Origin of the sequence: Flavobacterium sp. KMS (assembly GCF_000813005.1) — a bacterium.
GTDB lineage: Bacteria > Bacteroidota > Bacteroidia > Flavobacteriales > Flavobacteriaceae > Flavobacterium.
The window spans coordinates 1-18,836 of the sequence record NZ_JSYP01000023.1 but is presented as its reverse complement, the minus strand read 5'-3'; the positions used below and the strand labels follow the sequence as shown (position 1 = coordinate 18,836).

22 protein-coding genes are annotated in these 18,836 nt (G+C 32.1%); 16 read left to right on the top strand and 6 right to left on the bottom strand.

Annotation, left to right across the window (positions count from 1 at the left end; all coding sequences use genetic code 11):
• Window positions 1–2 precede the first annotated feature (2 nt).
• The 11 genes from OA93_RS19445 (at window position 3) to OA93_RS19395 (ending at window position 8,370) form a co-directional block, all read left to right on the top strand.
• Window positions 3–869, top strand: coding sequence for an archaemetzincin (locus tag OA93_RS19445; protein WP_039115506.1), 867 nt, complete (start codon window positions 3–5; stop codon window positions 867–869).
• A gap of 108 nt (window positions 870–977) precedes the next feature.
• The gene (gene blaOXA / locus OA93_RS19440) at window positions 978–1,832 is read left to right on the top strand and encodes a class D beta-lactamase (RefSeq protein WP_039115504.1); all 855 of its coding nucleotides are present in this window, start codon (window positions 978–980) and stop codon (window positions 1,830–1,832) included.
• Window positions 1,833–1,977: 145 nt separating this feature from the next.
• Entirely contained in the window at window positions 1,978–2,658 is a 681-nt protein-coding gene (locus OA93_RS19435; protein WP_039115503.1) for a TIGR02117 family protein, read from the top strand.
• Between the two features lie 30 nt (window positions 2,659–2,688).
• On the top strand, window positions 2,689–3,081 hold the full coding sequence (gene yiaA / locus OA93_RS19430) for an inner membrane protein YiaA (RefSeq protein ID WP_035622373.1): 393 nt from the start codon (window positions 2,689–2,691) through the stop codon (window positions 3,079–3,081).
• 117 nt (window positions 3,082–3,198) lie between these two features.
• Complete coding sequence (locus tag OA93_RS19425) at window positions 3,199–3,897, top strand: aspartate/glutamate racemase family protein (protein ID WP_039115501.1); 699 nt, start codon at window positions 3,199–3,201, stop codon at window positions 3,895–3,897.
• A 7-nt stretch (window positions 3,898–3,904) separates the two neighbouring features.
• Window positions 3,905–4,447: an NADPH-dependent FMN reductase gene (locus OA93_RS19420; protein WP_346425753.1), complete on the top strand. Its 543-nt coding sequence runs from the start codon at window positions 3,905–3,907 to the stop codon at window positions 4,445–4,447.
• Between the two features lie 19 nt (window positions 4,448–4,466).
• On the top strand, window positions 4,467–4,817 hold the full coding sequence (locus tag OA93_RS19415) for a cupin domain-containing protein (protein ID WP_039115500.1): 351 nt from the start codon (window positions 4,467–4,469) through the stop codon (window positions 4,815–4,817).
• Between the two features lie 31 nt (window positions 4,818–4,848).
• The gene (locus OA93_RS19410; RefSeq protein WP_039115499.1) at window positions 4,849–5,721 is read left to right on the top strand and encodes a sugar phosphate isomerase/epimerase; all 873 of its coding nucleotides are present in this window, start codon (window positions 4,849–4,851) and stop codon (window positions 5,719–5,721) included.
• 131 nt (window positions 5,722–5,852) lie between these two features.
• Complete coding sequence (locus tag OA93_RS19405; RefSeq protein ID WP_240474767.1) at window positions 5,853–6,983, top strand: MFS transporter; 1,131 nt, start codon at window positions 5,853–5,855, stop codon at window positions 6,981–6,983.
• A gap of 60 nt (window positions 6,984–7,043) precedes the next feature.
• Window positions 7,044–7,976 (top strand): peptidylprolyl isomerase, encoded by a 933-nt coding sequence (locus OA93_RS19400; protein WP_039115497.1) that lies wholly within the window; start codon window positions 7,044–7,046, stop codon window positions 7,974–7,976.
• Window positions 7,977–8,067: 91 nt separating this feature from the next.
• Complete coding sequence (locus OA93_RS19395) at window positions 8,068–8,370, top strand: cytochrome c (RefSeq protein WP_039115495.1); 303 nt, start codon at window positions 8,068–8,070, stop codon at window positions 8,368–8,370.
• A 114-nt stretch (window positions 8,371–8,484) separates the two neighbouring features.
• Here OA93_RS19395 and OA93_RS19390 read toward each other — a convergent pair whose 3' ends face one another.
• From OA93_RS19390 to OA93_RS19380, 3 genes are all read right to left on the bottom strand, one after another.
• Window positions 8,485–8,880, bottom strand: coding sequence for a GreA/GreB family elongation factor (locus OA93_RS19390; protein ID WP_039115494.1), 396 nt, complete (start codon window positions 8,878–8,880; stop codon window positions 8,485–8,487).
• A gap of 401 nt (window positions 8,881–9,281) precedes the next feature.
• Window positions 9,282–9,836 (bottom strand): thioredoxin family protein, encoded by a 555-nt coding sequence (locus tag OA93_RS19385; RefSeq protein WP_039115493.1) that lies wholly within the window; start codon window positions 9,834–9,836, stop codon window positions 9,282–9,284.
• A 125-nt stretch (window positions 9,837–9,961) separates the two neighbouring features.
• Complete coding sequence (locus tag OA93_RS19380; RefSeq protein ID WP_039115492.1) at window positions 9,962–10,855, bottom strand: alpha/beta hydrolase; 894 nt, start codon at window positions 10,853–10,855, stop codon at window positions 9,962–9,964.
• A 131-nt stretch (window positions 10,856–10,986) separates the two neighbouring features.
• Here OA93_RS19380 and OA93_RS19375 point away from each other — a divergent pair, with 131 nt between their 5' ends.
• The gene (locus tag OA93_RS19375; RefSeq protein ID WP_039115491.1) at window positions 10,987–11,322 is read left to right on the top strand and encodes a tRNA-binding protein; all 336 of its coding nucleotides are present in this window, start codon (window positions 10,987–10,989) and stop codon (window positions 11,320–11,322) included.
• An 85-nt stretch (window positions 11,323–11,407) separates the two neighbouring features.
• Here the strand turns inward: OA93_RS19375 and OA93_RS19370 are convergent, their stop codons facing one another.
• From OA93_RS19370 to OA93_RS19360, 3 genes are all read right to left on the bottom strand, one after another.
• Window positions 11,408–11,959, bottom strand: a complete 552-nt coding sequence (locus tag OA93_RS19370; protein WP_039115489.1) for an alpha/beta hydrolase — start codon at window positions 11,957–11,959, stop codon at window positions 11,408–11,410.
• Between the two features lie 87 nt (window positions 11,960–12,046).
• Complete coding sequence (locus tag OA93_RS19365; RefSeq protein WP_039115487.1) at window positions 12,047–12,421, bottom strand: PUR family DNA/RNA-binding protein; 375 nt, start codon at window positions 12,419–12,421, stop codon at window positions 12,047–12,049.
• A 69-nt stretch (window positions 12,422–12,490) separates the two neighbouring features.
• The gene (locus tag OA93_RS19360; protein WP_039115486.1) at window positions 12,491–14,269 is read right to left on the bottom strand and encodes an ABC transporter ATP-binding protein; all 1,779 of its coding nucleotides are present in this window, start codon (window positions 14,267–14,269) and stop codon (window positions 12,491–12,493) included.
• A gap of 202 nt (window positions 14,270–14,471) precedes the next feature.
• Between OA93_RS19360 and OA93_RS19355 the strand changes: the two genes are divergently transcribed.
• From OA93_RS19355 to OA93_RS19340, 4 genes are all read left to right on the top strand, one after another.
• The gene (locus OA93_RS19355; protein ID WP_039115485.1) at window positions 14,472–15,578 is read left to right on the top strand and encodes an amino acid dehydrogenase; all 1,107 of its coding nucleotides are present in this window, start codon (window positions 14,472–14,474) and stop codon (window positions 15,576–15,578) included.
• Window positions 15,579–15,821: 243 nt separating this feature from the next.
• Window positions 15,822–16,733, top strand: a complete 912-nt coding sequence (gene nusB, locus OA93_RS19350) for a transcription antitermination factor NusB (protein WP_039115565.1) — start codon at window positions 15,822–15,824, stop codon at window positions 16,731–16,733.
• A 31-nt stretch (window positions 16,734–16,764) separates the two neighbouring features.
• Window positions 16,765–17,037 carry a preprotein translocase subunit YajC gene (yajC, locus tag OA93_RS19345; RefSeq protein WP_039115484.1) on the top strand — a complete coding sequence of 91 codons (273 nt, stop codon included), beginning with the start codon at window positions 16,765–16,767 and terminating at the stop codon, window positions 17,035–17,037.
• Between the two features lie 789 nt (window positions 17,038–17,826).
• On the top strand, window positions 17,827–18,836 hold a 1,010-nt coding region (locus OA93_RS19340; RefSeq protein ID WP_039115483.1), incomplete at its 3' end, for an outer membrane beta-barrel protein.

The following is an 18,836-nucleotide window of genomic DNA, read 5'->3' as shown; positions in this document are numbered from 1 at the left end:
TTATGAAAAAACTAATACTCTTATTATTCCTGACTATCTGTTCGTGTAATCAGAACAAGGAAGATCAATACTTTGATGATATAGCAGATAATGATGTAAAATTATCAAGACCAGTTGAAGGGGAATGGCTCTTTACGCATAAAGAAAAAGGACAGAGCTTTGAGCAATTTATAAATTCCAGGCACGTAATTCCAACAAATAATTCTAATATTATTTATATAAGACCTATTGGAGATTTTAATGCCTTACAAAAGAAACAAATTGAATTAGTTAGAGAATATCTTGAGATTTTCTTTCAATTAAAAACTAAAACTTTAGAGAAACTTTCTAATGATATAATTCCTAGTTCTGCCAGACGAATTGGACATGAAGATAATGAACAGTTCTTAGCAGGTTATATTTTAGACAGCGTACTTAAAAAAGAAAAGCCATTAAATAGAATTGCTTTAATGGCATTAACAGAAGTAGATTTATATCCTAAACCCGAGTGGAATTATGTTTTTGGATTAGCATCCTACAGAGATAAAATAGGAGTGAGTTCAATTTATAGATTACAAGATGAGGTATTAACGCCAACTAATTTTGATTTATGTTTATCTCGATTACTTAAAACCTGTTCCCATGAAATAGGGCATATGTTCGGATTGTATCATTGTATTGAAGCAGATTGTGTAATGAATGGAACGATTAGTTTGCCAGAAACAGACAACAGCACAATTAGGCTATGTTCATCTTGTCAAAGAAAATTAAATTCGAGTATAAAATATGATAATAAGAAAAGATTAATCGAGTTAGAAAAATATTTTGAGTATGTTAAACTCAACGATGCAACTCAATTAATGAAGAAAGATCTTGAAAAGATTCAATAAAAATAAATCAAATCCCCTTTGCTAGCGTGAGCGTCCCGCTCGTGTCTATTCCAGCATCGTAAAAATAATAATAAGTTAACAATTGAAAAATCACAAAAACTGCCCAAAATGAAAACTCCCGCACTAATCCTATCTCTTTTTCTATTGATAAACCTAACCGTAAGTTGTCAATCTAAAAACAAAGAAACTAAGACCGAAACTAACAAAGAAACAGGAAAAGACAAAGAAGTCATTGTGGCTGAATTTGGTAAAATCTTAGATAGCTTAAAAGTAAAAGGCTCAATATTAATTTATGATCTTAATAAAAAGACCTATTATTCCAATGATTTTGCTTGGGGTAAAGAAGGGCATATTCCGGCATCGACATTCAAAATTCCTAATTCGATTATTGCACTAGAGACTGGTGTAGTAAAAAGTGATTCGACAGTTTTTAAATGGAATGGAGAAAAACGATGGATGAAAGCTTGGGAGCAGGATTTAACACTCAAGCAAGCCTTTCGAGTTTCGTGTGTTCCTTGTTATCAGGAAATCGCAAGAAAAGTTGGTGTGAAAAGAATGAAAGCCTATCTAAAAAAGCTAGATTACAATACAATGGTTTTTGACACCTTGACGATTGATAATTTTTGGTTAGAAGGAAAATCTAGAATATCTCAATTCCAACAAATTGATTTCTTAAAAAGACTGTATTTATCTGAATTGCCTATTTCTAAAAGAACCGAATCGATAATGAAAGACATCATGGAAGTTGAAAAGACTAATGATTTTGTTTTAAGAGGAAAGACAGGTTTATCTAATACTAACGAAATCAAAAATGGTTGGTTTGTAGGTTATCTTGAAAACAAGAATAGAGTTTACTTTTTTGCAACAAATATAGAACCAAGTAAAGAGACTAATCAGGATGATTTTATAGCTATTCGACTTAATGCAACCAAAGCGGCATTAAAAAATCTTCAAAAAAGATAAGTTTTTAGTCTTCTTTTTGCTAAATATCCTGAATTAACAAGTGAAATTTAGGAGGATTTATTATTTAAAAATATTTTTGTTTTATTAAATAAAATACTACTATTTTAGCGAAAAATTAGAAAATTAACTAACCACATAAACCACATTGAAAAAAGCCCTTAAAATTATTGGTAAAATACTACTTGCATTCGTAGCATTTATTTTACTGTATATCGTCCTTGCTTATTCTATTTCGAAAATTACAGTCGAAAGAGAACCAAACACCAAAGAAGAAGTTACTATTTATATCATGACAAATGGTGTTCATACAGACATTGTAGTTCCAACCCGTAATGAATTTATGGACTGGAGCAAAGAGGTAAAGTATGAGAACACGATTTCTAAAGATACAACCTATCAATACCTGGCGATGGGTTGGGGAGACAAAGGGTTTTATCTGGAAACTCCAAACTGGTCAGACCTTAGAGCATCTACAGCTCTTAAAGCCGCATCTGGATTGAGTAATACTGCAATACATGCAACCTATTTTTCGAATATAAAAGAAAACGAAAGCTGCAAAAAAATCATAATCAGTAAAGAGCAATACGTTCGCTTGGCAGATTATATAAAAAACAGTTTCAAGAAAGATGAAAAAGGGCAATTTATACATATAAAAACAGACCAGAACTACGGGAAAAGAGATGCTTTTTATGAAGCAACCGGAAGTTATAGTTTGCTTCATACGTGCAATACCTGGGCAAACAACGCATTAAAAGTAAGCGGACAAAAATGCTGCTTTTGGACACCAATAGACTCAGCTATTTTTGCGAAATACAGTAATAAATAAATTAACTCAACTATAAACTAAAATTAAAAAATGGTACAAAAAACGTCGAATGCGTTTGTCGCAGCTTCATGGATTGCTATGGGAGCAGGAATTATTGGTTATTTAGTAGGACTTGCCAGAGCCGAAATGTTATTAAATGAAAAAGGATATTACTTTACAGTTTTAATGTTCGGATTGTTTGCAGTAATCTCATTACAAAAAAGTGTGCGAGATAGATTAGAAGGATTTCCTGTAACCGATATTTACTACGGAATTTGTTGGTTTGGAACAATTTTGTCAATTGCATTGTTAACGATTGGACTTTGGAACGCTACTATTTTACCTAGCGAAAAAGGATTTTATGCTTTTGCATTTTTATTAGGGATTTTTGGTGCAATTGCAGTTCAAAAAAACACCAGAGATAATTTAGCAATTAAGGAATAAAAAAAATACTTTTACAATAGCGGTTTCAAGCGATTTGAGTCTTAGACTTATTTTTTAATCGTTTGAAACCGTTTTGCTTTGGCGATAAGCTATAATTAGATAAATAAATATGTAGTCATGAAAAAAATTGGGCTTGTTGGTGGTATTAGTTGGGTTTCGACAATAGATTATTATCGTTTTATAAACGAAGGAATAAATGAAAAACTTGGTGGACTTAATTTTGCAGAATGCATAATTTATTCCTTGAACTTTGATGATTTTCAAAGAAACAACACAGCCAATAATTGGGATTTAACATTCGAACTGATTACTAATGCTTGCAAAAGCTTAGAGAAAAGTGGAGCAGAAGCAATTGTTTTGTGCGCTAATACAGCACATGCCGTTGTAGAAAGAGTTGAAAAAGAAATCTCTTTACCTATTATTCATGTTGCAACAGCTACAGCAAACGAAATAAATAAGAAAGGATTAAAAAAAGTAGGTTTGTTGGGAACAAAGTTCACGATGGAAATGGATTTTTACAAAGACAAACTTGCCGAACATAACATCGAGACAATCGTTCCTTTTCTTCAGGATGAGCGAGATTATATTCAGCACACATTAAAAGAAGAATTGGGAAGAGGAATAATCAATGAGCAGACCAAAAGAGCTTATATTATGGTCATCAATAAATTAATAGAAAATGGTGCTGAAGGAATTATTCTTGGTTGTACCGAAATTCCAATGATTATAAGTCAGGATGATATCTCCGTGCCAGTTTTTGATACAACAAAAATTCATTCGGCTGCAGCAGTGAAATTTGCTTTGTCATTGGATTAAATATTAAATGATGATGGATAAAAAGAAAAAGATTTTTGCTGTATCTGGAAGTACGAGAAAGAATTCAAGCAATTTTAAAATTTTGAAATTTATTTCGGAACATATTAATGATCAATTTGAAATTGAGATATTCGAAGACTTAGAGAGTATTCCTCATTTTAATCCAGATTTAGATAATGAGAATGTTCCAGAGATTATAACCGTTTTTAGAAATAAAATTATAGCAGCAGTTGGAGTAGTAATTTGTACGCCAGAATATGTTTTTAGTTTGCCTGGGAGTTTAAAGAATGTATTAGAATGGTGTGTCTCGACAACGGTTTTCTCGAATAAAAAAGTGGGTTTAATAACAGCTTCTGCGTCTGGAGAAAAGGGACAAGAACAATTAAGCTTAATCATGAAAACGATCGAAGCTAAATTTGATAATGATACACAACTTTTGATACAGGGAATTCGAGGAAAATTAGATTTAGATGGAAATATTATTGATGAAAAGACGTTAGTTAGTCTTTTGGCATTCATCAGAAGTTTTGAAAAACAAGTAGAAGAGTAGAACTAAAAATATAGAGATTATGCAAAGTTTTGGAGCAAGTGAAAAATTTCTCTTTAATGATGAAATTGAGTGGGAAATTGTCGGTGAAGGAATTAAACGTAAGATAATGGCATACGATGACAAGATAATGTTAGTTAATGTTCAGTTTGAAAAAGGAGGCATTGGAGTTTTACACGAACATTATCATTCGCAGGTAACCTATGTCGCAAGCGGAAAATTTGAAGTAACCATTGATAACGAAACAAAAACATTAAAAGGAGGAGATAGTTTTTATATTCCGCCGCATGCAATACATGGAGTTGTTTGTTTAGAAAGTGGTCTTTTAACAGATGTTTTTAGTCCGATTCGTGAAGATTTTTTGAAAAAATAAGATAGTTTTAATTCAAAGTACTTATCCAAATATGGTTTCAAGAAGAAATTTTATAATCAATACGAGTATGGCTGCGGCTACAGTTTGTTTAGTTCCGTCATTGGCATTTGCATCTAATAAAAAAACAATTGGATTGCAGTTGTATACTTTAAGGGATGAATTGCCAAAAGATGTAAAAGGAATTCTGGAGAAAGTAGCACTAGCAGGATATACAGAAGTTGAATTATATGGATTCTCGATTAAAGATAAATTTTGGGGATTAGAACCTCAGGAATTAAAGAAAATATTAGACACAAATAAATTAAAAGCAGTAAGTGGACATTACGGATTAGGAACGTATTTGTCTGATGGAAATACAACCGAACTTGAAGCTGCGATAAAAGCTGCCAAAGTTTTAAAGAGTGAATATATTACCATTCCTTGGCTCGATGAAAGTTTGAGGAAGAATGCCGACGATTACAGAAAAATTGCTTCATTATTAAATAAAGCAGGGGAAATGTGTAAAGCGGCAGGTTTAAAATTAGCCTATCATAATCATGATTTTGAATTTAAGAAACTAGGAGATATAACAGGTTATGAAATTCTGCTAAAAGAGACAGATAAAAATTTAGTCTTTTTTGAAATGGATTTATATTGGATTGCATATTCAAAAATTAATCCGGTAGAATTGTTTAAACAAAATCTGGGACGTTTTACGATGTGGCATGTAAAAGACATGGATAAAAACACTAAGACTTTAAATACAGAGATAGGTTCTGGTGTTATTGATTTCAAATCTATTTTTGCAGAAGCGAAACTTTCGGGTATGAAATATTTTTTTGTAGAACAAGAAACAAACTATAAACTAAATGCTATTGAGTCTATAAAAACCAGCTGTGAGTTTATAGCAAAAAAGCTAGTTTAGACTAGTAGTTTACAAAAGATTACAGTGCAGTTGAGGTTTGTTAGGAAAAAATTATACTTTTTTTTAAGTTTTGATAAAAAGGAGAATGGTATTTTTGCAAAATGAATTTATCCAAAACTAGTGTCATGTTTATGGCAGTTTGCACTGGACTTATAGTTGCAAACCTTTATTATTGTCAGCCTTTAATTGTTTTAATTGCCAATGAATTTAAGATTCCCGAAGCCGATGCAGGAACAATAACCTATCTTACTCAAGCAGGTTACGCTATCGGACTTTTCTTTATGGTGCCACTTGGCGACAAAATCGAACGAAAAAAACAGATTTTGATTACCACTCTTGCAACAGTAATTGCATTAGTAATTGCGGCTACTGCCCAAAGTTTTTTTGTATTAGAAATTGCCTCACTTCTTATCGGAATCACCTCTATAGTTCCTCAGTTAATTTTGCCCTTGGCAGCTTCGTTAAGTGAACCTAGTCAGCGTGGTAAAGTGGTCGGAACCATTATGAGTGGTTTGCTTGTCGGGATTTTATTATCAAGAACTTTAAGCGGTATTATAGGCGATATTTGGGGTTGGAGATCCATGTTTTGGATTGCTGCCGGAATATGTTTGCTTATGTTTTTTGTTATGCAAAAACAATTCCCATACAATAAACCAGTATTTCATGGTTCATACGGGCAATTATTACAGTCACTTTTTACACTTATAAAAACACAACCATTATTAAGAGAAGCAACATTAATCAATGCATTTTGTTTTGCACAATTTGGTGCTTTCTGGACAACAATGGTATTATTGCTATCAGATTCTCCTTTTAATTTTAGTAGTTCTACAATCGGGCTTTTTGGTATTGTAGGAGCCACAGGTGCTTTGGCAGCTCCATTGGTAGGGAAGTTAGGAGATAAAGGAAGCTCAAGAATTGCAGTAGGTTATGGTTGTTTATTAATGTTAATAAGCTTTATTATTTTCTATTTTTCAGGAAGTAGCATTGTTGGAATCATTATAGGAATTGTTTGTATAGATATAGGAATTCAAGGCGTACACATTTCAAATCAAACAAGAGTATATTCGTTATTACCAGAAGCAAGAAATAGATTAAATACAGTATTTATGTCATTTAGCTTTTTAGGAACAGCGGCAGGTTCAGCTTACGGATTGTTTTTATGGAAACTAGGAGGTTGGCACGCAGTAACTATAGGATGTGCAGTTTTGTCACTATTATCATTAACAGTTTACGGACTTACATATAAATCTAAAAAATAGAAAGGATAAACGAATATCAAATTAATTCGTAAATTTGCTCATCAATAAAAAAAATATACAATGGAAAACGGAATATACGCTAAATTCAACACTAGTAAAGGTTCGATTTTAGTAAAATTAGCTCACGATTTAACACCTGGAACAGTTGGTAACTTCGTAGGATTAGCTGAAGGAAATTTAGAGAATAAAATTAAACCACAAGGAAATAAATTTTATGATGGATTAAAATTTCATAGAGTAATTCCTGATTTCATGATTCAAGGTGGTTGTCCACAAGGAACTGGAACAGGTGGTCCTGGTTATAAATTTGATGATGAATTTCACCCAAGTTTAAAACATGATCGCCCAGGAGTTTTGGCAATGGCAAATTCTGGACCAGGAACAAATGGTTCTCAATTTTACATTACTCACGTTCCTACTTCTTGGTTAGACGGAAAACATACTGTTTTTGGTCACGTAGTAGAAGGTCAGGATATCGTTGATGCAATTGCTCAAGGAGATGATTTGACTAATATAGAAATCGTAAGAGTAGGTGAAGAAGCTGAAAAATGGAATGCTATCGAAGCGTTTATTGCTTTTAAAGGAGAACGTAACAAACGTGATGCTGCTATGAAAGCTGAAGCAGAAGCTGCTATAGAAAAACTTGCTGCAGGTTTCGAAAAAACTGAAAGTGGTTTACGTTACCAATTTATCCAAAGAGGTGATGGTAAACAAGCGGAAAGCGGAAAAACTGTTGCAGTTCACTACGAAGGTTCATTAGATAACGGTAAAGTATTTGATTCTTCTTACCCAAGAAAAAAACCAATCGAATTTAGATTAGGTCAAGGTCAGGTTATCGAAGGTTGGGATGAAGGTATTGCTTTATTGAAAGTTGGAGACAAAGCACGTTTTGTAATTCCATCTCATTTAGGATACGGTCCAGCAGGAGCAGGAGGAGTTATTCCACCAAACGCAAACTTAATTTTCGACGTTGAATTAATGGACGTTAAATAATAAAAAATATTCAAAATTATATTTTGTAATATCAGAATCCCAAAGCGAGAGTTTTGGGATTTTTTTTATATTTACTACAAAAAAACTAAAAATGAAATCAAGAATTTTAACCGTAGCGGCTCTAGCTGTAATAGTATTTTCGTGTGCTGCCAAAAAGGATGCTCCTAAAGTTGTGGAGACAGCCGAACCTGTAAAAATGATAGAATTAACTCCGGCAGTAGCTACAGGACAAAATCTTTATGATAACAATTGCGGTAAATGCCATAAATTATTCAAAGCAACAGATTTTACAAAAGAAGATTGGAAACCTATTTTAGTTCGTATGCAAAAGAAAGCACATCTTGATGATGCACAAATGGCATCGGTTTCAGATTATATCACTTCTCAGTTGTAAAAGCATTTATATATAATCAATATTGTAAAACTATTCGGTGAGATATCTGGATAGTTTTTTTGTTTTAAATCAGGCATAAAAAAACACCTTCACGAGTGAGGTGTTTAAAAAATATTAATTGCTTACAGGTAGTACGTTAGATACAGCAATTATTTTTAAAGTCTTTATTCCAGCAGGTAGTTCCCAATCAACTTCGTCATTTTCTTTAAAGCCAATTATAGCTACACTTAAAGGTGCCAGGATAGAAATTCTTCCTTCTTTTACGTCAGCGTGTGAAGGTAGAACAATCTGAATTTTCATTTGTTTTTTTGCCTTAACATCTTCAATCGTAACATGCGAATTAATTCTTATAATCGATTCGTCTAGAGTATCGCCTTTGCTAATAACAGCTCGGTCTAATTCTTGAGCAAGTTGTCCAGCTTCTTTAGAATTTGTAGAGTTTTTACTCTTTAGTATCAATTCCCTTAAGAGTTGATAATCTGTTGAACAGAAAGTGGGTGTTGGTTTCATATCTATTATATTATTTTTATTAGAATGAGATTTTTGTTTTAGGCAATCTCAAAAGCCTTGTATTTGTTTTAATTTAAAATACAGGATTAATGTTTATTGTAAATCTGAAAAATGTAAAAATGTAAAAGGCGTGGAAAAAGTAAATTTTAATACAAAGGAAAATCCTATTGTAAATAAAATAAATAATTAAATTTTAAAATGTAATCCTCCGCCTGAAAGAAGAAATTGAAATAGACGGAGGCCTAATTTACGAAGGCCTTGGTGTGCGAATTTAATACAACGACACGTGGTTTTCTTGTAGAAGAAAACAACAACGAAATGATTGTCAATTGTATAATGCTCAACATGAGATGAATTATTGTGATTTGCAAAGTTAATCAATCTTTTTTAATGATTGGTTTTTATTTCCATTTAATATTGCAACCGATGCTTGGCTTCTGCGGATTTTTGATATTTCGGTTATAAATTAGGGAGTCTATGGCGTTTCTTAAATCGCTTCCGCTAAGAGTAATTCCGTTACCAGGTCTTGAATCGTCTAGTTGTCCACGATAGAACAATTTATCCTGATTATCAAATAAGAAAAAATCTGGAGTACAAGCAGCGTCAAAAGCTTTGGCAACTTCTTGGGTTTCATCATATAAATATGGGAAATCTATTTTATGAGTAAAAGCAAACTCAGTCATAAAATCAGGACCATCTTGAGGATATGCATTGGCATCATTGCTAGAAATAGCTATAACGCCTATTCCTTGTACACGATAGTCATTGGCAATCATAACAACCTCCTCGATTACATGAAGCACAAATGGGCAATGATTACATATAAACATAACAAGAGTTCCCTTTGTGCCTTTTAAATCATTATAAGAGTATTCAAAATTAGAATTGGTATCTTTTAATTTAAATTGAGGTGCCAAAGTACCTAATGGTAACATATTTGAAAGAGTTCGTGCCATTTTGTAGAAAATTTAGTATTCAAATTTAACTTTAAAATTCTGCATAAGAGGGCATAACTATCAAAAAAATATCCAAAGAAGCTTTTATTTGTTAGTATTTAGCTCTTTGGATATTTATGTGTAATTTATGAATTTAAAAAACTTAATAAATCGGCATTTAGTTTATCTTTTTCCGTATAAAATAATCCGTGAGGTGCGCCTTCATAAATAATATAAGTAGTATCATTAATTGATTCGGCTGCTTTTTTTGACGTAAGTTCAATAGGAACTATTTTGTCGGCATCACCATGAATAATTAAAGTAGGTACATTTATAGAGTCAAGTTCATCTCTAAAATCAGTTGTAGAAAACGATTCAGCACATTTTAAGGTGGCTCTCGGAGAAGCAAAGGAACATAACATCTTGTAATAATCTAATAAGGAATTACTTAATGGACGGTTGATAATTGTTATCCCAAAAAAAGTTTTTCCAAAATTATCTAGAAATTCTATTCTGTCCTCTTTGATTGCGCTTGCCGTTGCTTCACTTTTTTCTTTCGGACGACCTTCAGGATTATCATCGGTTTTTGGTAGATAAGGTATAACCGAAGAAATTAAAGCAGCTTTAGTTACTCCTTTTCCGCCGTGACGACTAAAATAACGGACTACTTCGCCACCACCCATAGAAAAACCTACAAGAGTTGCGTCTTCCAATTCCAGTTGTTCGATAATTTCTTTTAAATCATCAGTCAGAGTATCATAATCATATCCGTCCCAAGGCTGCGAAGATTTACCAAATCCTCTACGATCATAGGCAATTACCCGACAATTGTTTTGAACTAAAAAGTCTATTTGGTATTCCCACATTTCATTAGAAAGGGGCCAACCATGAATAAGAATAACGGGTTTTCCTTGCCCATAATCTTTTACATATAGTTTTACATTTGATGCGGTTTCTATATATTTGTCTGTAGATGGTTGAGTTAAGTTAAACTGAGAATCTCTAAGAGATTGGTTAGGGCTAATTTGAATATTTTCCATTTTTATATTTTTTAAATTAGAGCTTGTTATTTGATTTTAGTAAAAGTAAAAGCTATAAAAAAATATATGTTATATAATTAATTGTAATACTTACAATATTAATAGGTTGCAAAATAATCATTCAATAAAATATGGATTTAACTTGGTCAGAATTTGAAAGAGTAGAAATGAGAGTGGGAACAATTACGCAAGTAGATGATTTTCCCGAAGCTCGTAAACCAGCGTATCAGCTTACAATAGATTTTGGAACAGAAATCGGAATCCGAAAATCATCGGCACAAATTACCAAACGATATTCAAAAGAAGATTTACTAAACAGACAAATCGTTGGTGTGGTTAATTTTCCGAGAAAACAAATAGGGAAATTTATGAGCGAATGTCTAGTAATTGGCGCGGTAGGAGAGGACGGTGATGTTATTTTATTAGCACCAGATTTTAAAATTGAAAACGGGTTAAGAATTGGGTAATTAGTTTTCAGTCGCAGTTTCAGTTTGCATTTTAGGTTTGTAATCTCAGTTTGAGTTATTGTAATCCGAAACTGCGACTGAATACTTAACTCAAGTTAATCTTCGCAATCAATTGCTTTAATATTTCTTGTCCTTCTTCCCAATATTCCAGGTCTGATGCTGAATTGATATGTCCTTTTAAGCCAACGTCGATAAAATCACTTCCCCACATTTCGGCAAAATAGGCGGTTCTTTCTATAGTGGCATATTCGTCATTTTGGCTTCCTACGACAATAGACGGGAATTGTAATTTTATAGTTGGTATTGGAGAGAAATTACGAATAGAATCGGGTGTATGTATAGGAGAATCTACATCGGCAGGAGCAACAAGTAATGCGCCTATAATGTGTGGATTATTATTAGTCTTTGCCCAATGCATAACAAGAGAAACAGCAAGGCTATGAGCAACTAAAATAGTTGGACTATCTATTTTAGAAATTATTTCGTTTAATCTTTCGAGCCAATCTTTTAATACAGGTTCCTCCCAATTATCCTGAACGAGTTTAGTAGCATTTTTAAATTTTTTAAGCCAATAAATTTGCCAATGTTTTTCGCCAGAATCACCAAGACCTGGTAATATTAATAGATTTGCTTCCATTGTAGATGTTTTTGAAATTTAAAAGATATAAAAAAAGTCCAAAAATTGACTAGATTTTGGACTTTCTACTTCTTATCAGTGATTTGATTAAATGTCATCAAAATCAATATCTGTAAAACTCGACCTGTGAGATACAACTTCTTCTTTTTCAGAACTGTATTCTTTTTTAAAATCTTTCTGATGTCTTTCTGAGATTACTTCTTCTCCTTTATGGTTTAAAACATAAGAAGTCATTTCTCCTAGAATTTCAGCGAAAGCGTTAAAATCTTCTTTATACAAGTAAATTTTATGTTTCTTAAAATGGAAAGAACCGTCTTCTTCTGTAAATTTTTTGCTTTCGGTAATCGTGATATAGTAATCGTCTGCTTTTGTAGCTCTTACATCAAAGAAATAGGTCCTTCTTCCTGCTCGTAGTACTTTAGAAAAAATCTCTTCTTTTTCTAACATGTCATTTTCTCTCATAATCCGTTCTATCAATTTTTTTATTTAATAGCAATCAAAAATCTTAAAAAAATATCTATTATACAACAATTAAAGTAATTCTTTTTCGGAAAGTTGTTTTAAATATAGTGCCGAATAATACCCTTCTTGATTTATCAATTGATTATGAGAACCTTGTTGAATGATTTTTCCTTCCTCTAGTATGATAATTCTATCTGCGTTTTTGGCAGACGACACACGGTGACTCACAATTATGGTAGTTTTGTCTTTACAAATCTCAAATAAGTTGTTTAAAATCGTTTCTTCGGTTTCAGTATCTACAGCAGATAAACAGTCGTCAAAAAGTAAGATAGCTGGGTTCTTGATGATAGCTCTGGCGATAGAAACACGTTGTTTTTGTCCGCCCGAAAGAGTAATTCCTCTTTCTCCTAATATTGTGTCGTACTGTTTGTTAAAACCAATAATATTATCATGTACAACAGCGTTTTTTGCAGCCTCAATAACTTCTTCGTCGGTTGCGTTTTGGTTACCAAACTTAATGTTGTTTTTAATACTATCCGAAAACAAGAATGCATCCTGAGGTACAATCCCAATGTTGTTGCGTAAATCGTTGAGATTTAATTTGCTTATTTCATTACCGTCTATCGTGATTTGTCCTTGAGGAACATCATATAAGCGCGAAATTAAAGATAATATCGTTGATTTTCCTGAGCCAGTTTTACCTAAAATAGCCAAGGTTTCGCCTTTTTTTACTGTAAACGATACATCTTTAAGAGCTGTTATATTAGTGTCTTCGTAAGTATAGGTCACATTCTCAAAAGCAATTGTACCATCGATAGGTGAATGGTTTGGATTATTGTTCTTGATCTCTGGTTCGATTTTCAGGAACTCATTTAATCTTTTTTGTGATGCTTCGGCTTCTTGTACCATTGATGAAACCCAACCAAGAGAAGCTACAGGCCAGGTAAGCATGTTTACATATAAAATAAACTCAGCTATTGTTCCAAGGCTTTTGATGCTTCCGTTAATGTACATTACCCCACCAAAATAAATTACGACAAGATTACTGATTCCTATTAAAGCAATCATTAATGGGCCAAATAAGGATTGTACTTTGGCAAGGTTTAAACTTTTGCTTTTGCTTTCATTTGCTAAATCAACCATATTGTTTTGGTGTTGATTTTCTAGTGAATAGGCTTTAATAACTCGAATCCCTGAGAAAATTTCTTGGGTAAAGCTTGAAACTTTCGATAAATATTGTTGAAAAACAGTACTACGTTTATTGATTTCGGTACTTAATTTAAAAATACAATACGATAATATTGGTAATGGTAAAATGGTGTATAAAGTTAAAAGAGGCGAAACATTATACATATATATAATTACGATTGCAAAACGAATAAAGGTGTTAATCGTGTACATTACCGCTGGACCTACATACATACGTACTTTAGAAACATCCTCGCTAATACGATTCATTAAATCTCCGGTTCGGTTTTGTTTGTAGAAATTCTGAGATAGTTTTTCGTATTGCTGAAAAACCTCATTTTTCAGGTCAAATTCGATATGACGAGACATAACAATTAAGGTTTGTCTCATTAAAAAAGTAAGGAAACCGGCAACAATAGTTGTAGCGATAATTAGTAAAACGTTGTGTATGAGTTCTTCTCTGTAAAATGACAATACAGCTTCAGATGCTTTCTCGGCTTTTGGGAGTTTATCAAACTTCTCAATAGCACTTAATGATTTACTTATAAGTTTAGGCGTAAATAACGAAAATATTTGTGCGATTATTGTGATAAAAATTCCTAAGGAAAAACTGTATTTATATTTAATAAAATATTTGTTTAAATAACGTAATTCTTTCATTTTTTTAAGATATTCTATGTTGAAATAAAATTATTTTGCTAATAAGTGTCGATTTAAAGCAATTTACAGGATTTTCGTTAGAAAATATTTAATTGTTGGATTGTTATTTTTTAATTAAAAAAATGCTGTATGTATATTTTTTGTATAAATTTGAAATGTCTTTTTGACAAATTCGTAATTTTAACTAATAAAAATTATTGCTATGAATGCAGCTTTTGCAACTGGAAAGGAACTTCAAAAAATGGATCCCGTTTTTGGTCAACTATCGTTTGATGATCACGAACAAATTGTATTTTGCAACGACAAAGATACAGGTTTAAAAGCAATTATTGGTATTCATAATTCAGTTATGGGACCTGCTTTGGGAGGAACAAGGATGTTTAATTATGCTAACGAATGGGAAGCATTAAATGATGTTTTGCGTCTTTCTAGAGGGATGACTTACAAAGCAGCTATTACGGGATTAAACATTGGTGGAGGTAAAGCCGTTATTATCGGGGATGCTAAAACTCAGAAAACACCAGAATTGATGCGTAAGTTTGGAGAATTTGTACATTCTTTAAGCGGAAGATATATTACTGCCGAAGATGTTGGTATGGAAACCAGAGATATGGACATTGTAAGAGATGTTACTCCTTATGTTACTGGAATTTCTGAAGAAAGAGGTGGTTCAGGTAACCCTTCTCCTGTTACAGCTTACGGTGTGTTTTTAGGAATGAAAGCTGCAGTAAAACAACAATTTGGTTCGGATAGTGTAGCTGGTAAAAAAGTATTGGTACAAGGAATTGGACACGTAGGAGAAACTTTGGTTGATTATTTAACTAAAGAAGGTGCTATCGTTACTATTACAGATATCAACGAAGAAAAATTGTATGAAGTAGCGGCTAAATACGGTGCGACTATTTTTGCAGGAGATGATATATATAGTGCAGATGTTGATGTTTATGCACCATGTGCAATGGGAGCAACATTAAACGATGATACTGTAAAGAAAATAAAAGCTAAAGTTATTGCTGGTGCGGCTAATAACCAATTGGCAAACGAGAATGTTCACGGTTTAATATTACAAGAAAGAGGAATACTTTATGCTCCGGATTTCTTGATTAATGCTGGTGGAATTATTAATGTTTACGCTGAGTTAGAGCATTATGACAAAGCTGAGATCATGCGTAAGACAGAAAATATTTACAATACAACGCTTGAGATTTTTGATTATGCTATTAAAAATGGTATAACTACACATCAAGCTGCGTTAACAATTGCTCAAAATCGTATCGATTTAAGAAAAATTGAGAATAGCAAAAAATAAGAATTTATCTTTCTTTAAAGTTTAGAGTTGCAGTGAGAGTCGCAGTTTTCATAATTATTACGGAAACTGCGACTGAAAACTGCGACTCTTTTTTATTGGTACAAACTGCGACTGCGGCTGAAAACTATTCTTAAATAAAGTAAATATAAATTTTATTATAAGGCATGAAATTCTTATTTTTGCAAACTAATTTTTAAATGTTCTTACAAGGTGGTAAATAGAAGACACATACGCGTTAAAGTAATGCAGTCCATTTATGCGATGCATCAAAACGGTTCTGATAATCTTGAAAAAGAAGAAAAGTTTCTTTTTTATAGTATTGACAATATTCAGGATTTATATCTTGTGATGCTTTCTTCGTTAATCGAAATTTGTAAAAAAGAAACTATATTTTTACACTTATCAAGCAAAAAACATCTTGCAACTCCTCAAGAGCGTAATCCAAATGAAAAATTTGTTAAAAATGCAATTTTTCAAATCCTAGCCGAAAATAATTCTCTTAGTATAGCGATGGAGAATCGTAAAATTGATAATTGGACATTAAATGACGATTATATTTTATTACTTCTTAACGATATAAAAGCGAGTAAGCAGTATGCTAAATACATGAGTAATACAGTGAACACGTTTGAAGAAGACAAACAGTTTATTGTTGATTTATTTACAGAAGTAATCGTTCCTAATGAAAAATTATACGAGTATCTAGAAGATGATAAGCTTACTTGGGTAGATGATATTCCTGTTGTAAATACACATATTATCAAACAATTAAAAGCGATTACGGCTGGAGAAGATGATAATTTTAGAGTTCCGAAATTGTATAAAGACAATGAGGATAGAGATTTTGTAAAAGACTTGTTTAGAAAAACAGTTTTAAACGAAACCGAATTTGCTAAAGAATATGTAGATAAAACACCAAACTGGGATAGTGATCGTATTGCCGAAATTGATACTATTATTTTGAAAATGGCAATTTGTGAATTTTTGAAATTCCCTTCAATTCCAGTAAAAGTAACTCTTAACGAATATTTAGAAATTGCAAAAGAGTATTCTACACCAAAAAGTAGTATTTTTATCAACGGGATTTTAGATAATCTTGTAAAAGAACTAGAGGCTAGCAAAAAGCTAATTAAAGCTGGTCGTGGTTTAATGTAATAATCAATTAAATAAAAACAGAATTTAAATTATGGAACAATTAACTCAATTTGCACCGTTTCTATTAATGTTTGTGGTAATCTATTTCTTTATGATTAGACCGCAACAAAAACGTGCAAAAAATGAAAAAGAATTCGAAAGTAGCCTAAAAGTAGGTGATAAGATAATAACAAAAAGTGGTCTTCATGGTAAAGTTTCAGAACTTGCAGAAACAACTGTAGTTATCGAAACAATGTCAGGAAAATTAAAGATGGAGCGTTCAGCAATTTCTATGGAAATGAGTGCAGCTTTAGCTAAGAAATAGTCAGCTTTAAATAAATAGTAAAGTCCCAATCCGAATTTTCGGATTGGGACTTTTTTTTGCTCAAAAATAATCCTCTTCTTTTTGTAATTCCCATTCTGGGAGATATTCTCTTTTAATCTTTTTAGATAGTGTTTTTGTCTATTAATAGATCCCTTAGGTTGTTTTATTAATGCATAGTTGTGATGCTGTATCTGTGAGCATTTTGGATTTTTATTATCTATAATATTTAATAGGTAGGATTTTCTCCTTTTTAGTTAGTTAGATTTCGCTCTTTTAAAATGCATTTTTAGAGGCGTGATTGTGTATTTTGTGTCTTTTGTTTTTTGTAGGAATTATGGTTAAGTGTTTTTATGTGTGTGTTTAGATTGATGATTTTTGTTATTTTTAATTAAAAATAATTGTACCTGTGTTTTTTATGGGTGCAAACTATTTATAGTGCTTATTTTTTTACAATAACCCCTATTTGTTTTTGGGTAAATTTGTGTTTTTTGTGTTAAAGTCGATGTTTTTTGCTTTTGTTGATTATTATATTTTTTAAAAACGTACCTGTAAAATGTAAAATAACAATAATTAAGTAGTGTAATTTTTGTAATCCGTAATTCTTTCAAAAACGCATCAAAAAAATAATTTTTATATGATTATCTAATCTAAAAGTTAATAAATTCGCCTCAGAAACATGTTTTAAGTTACTGCAGTTCTTTGATATCATATAGAATATAAATGGCATTTATAAAATAACCAAACCAATTATTAACTATAACCAAATTATTAACTAAAACCATCTTAAACATGAAAAAAGTAATACATATTTTAGCTTTGATGTTAACGAGTTCTTTTGCTTTTGCCCAAGAAGATAAAGAAACTACTGCTCCAGCAACTACATTTGGAGGGTCAGCAGATGTTTATTACAAATATGATTTTTCTAAACAACAAAACGGTTTAACTAGTTTTACAAATTCTCAGGACTCATTCGAACTAGGAATGGCGTCACTTGAAGCCTCGCATAAATTTGGAAAGGCTTCTGCTTTTGTCGATTTAGGATTTGGAACAAGGGCGGCTGAGTTCTCTTATAATGAGTATAATAATAATGAACCGTCTTTTTTAATTAAACAGTTATTCCTTAAATATGATTTATCGGATAGTTTTTCAATAACAGCAGGTAGTTTTGGTACTCATATAGGATATGAGTTATTAGATGCCGTAGATAATAAAAATTACAGTATGTCTTATGCGTTTTCATACGGGCCGTTCTTTAATACAGGAGTAAAAGCACAATATACAAACGGAGAATTCAGTGCTATGTTTGGTATCACCAACCCAACAGATTTTAAATCGGCAATGGAAGCGGGTTCTAGTCAGAAAACGTATATTGGACAATTGGCATATATAGCTGATACTGGAAGTGCTTATTTGAATTTTACTTCAGGAAGTACAAATCCAACTCCAGGAACTACAGTTGTGCCAACTGGGGAAAATAAAACGCAAATTGATTTTGTAGGAACAAAGGCAATTAACGATGCATTTTCTTTAGGATTTAATGCTACTTATGCAAAAACTACAAACGATTTTGATAGTGATCTTGATGGAGAGTGGTTTTCATTAGTAGGATATGCATATTATAAGTTCAAGGATAATCTTGGGCTAGCTTACAGAATAGAATATTTTGATGCTAAAGATGCTGCCGTAAGTTTAGGAACGCTTGCGGGTTCTAGTGTTTTTGCAAATACGTTATCACTTAATTATAAAGTTGGAAATATGACGATAATTCCAGAGGTAAGATTAGATAGCGCTTCCGAAGA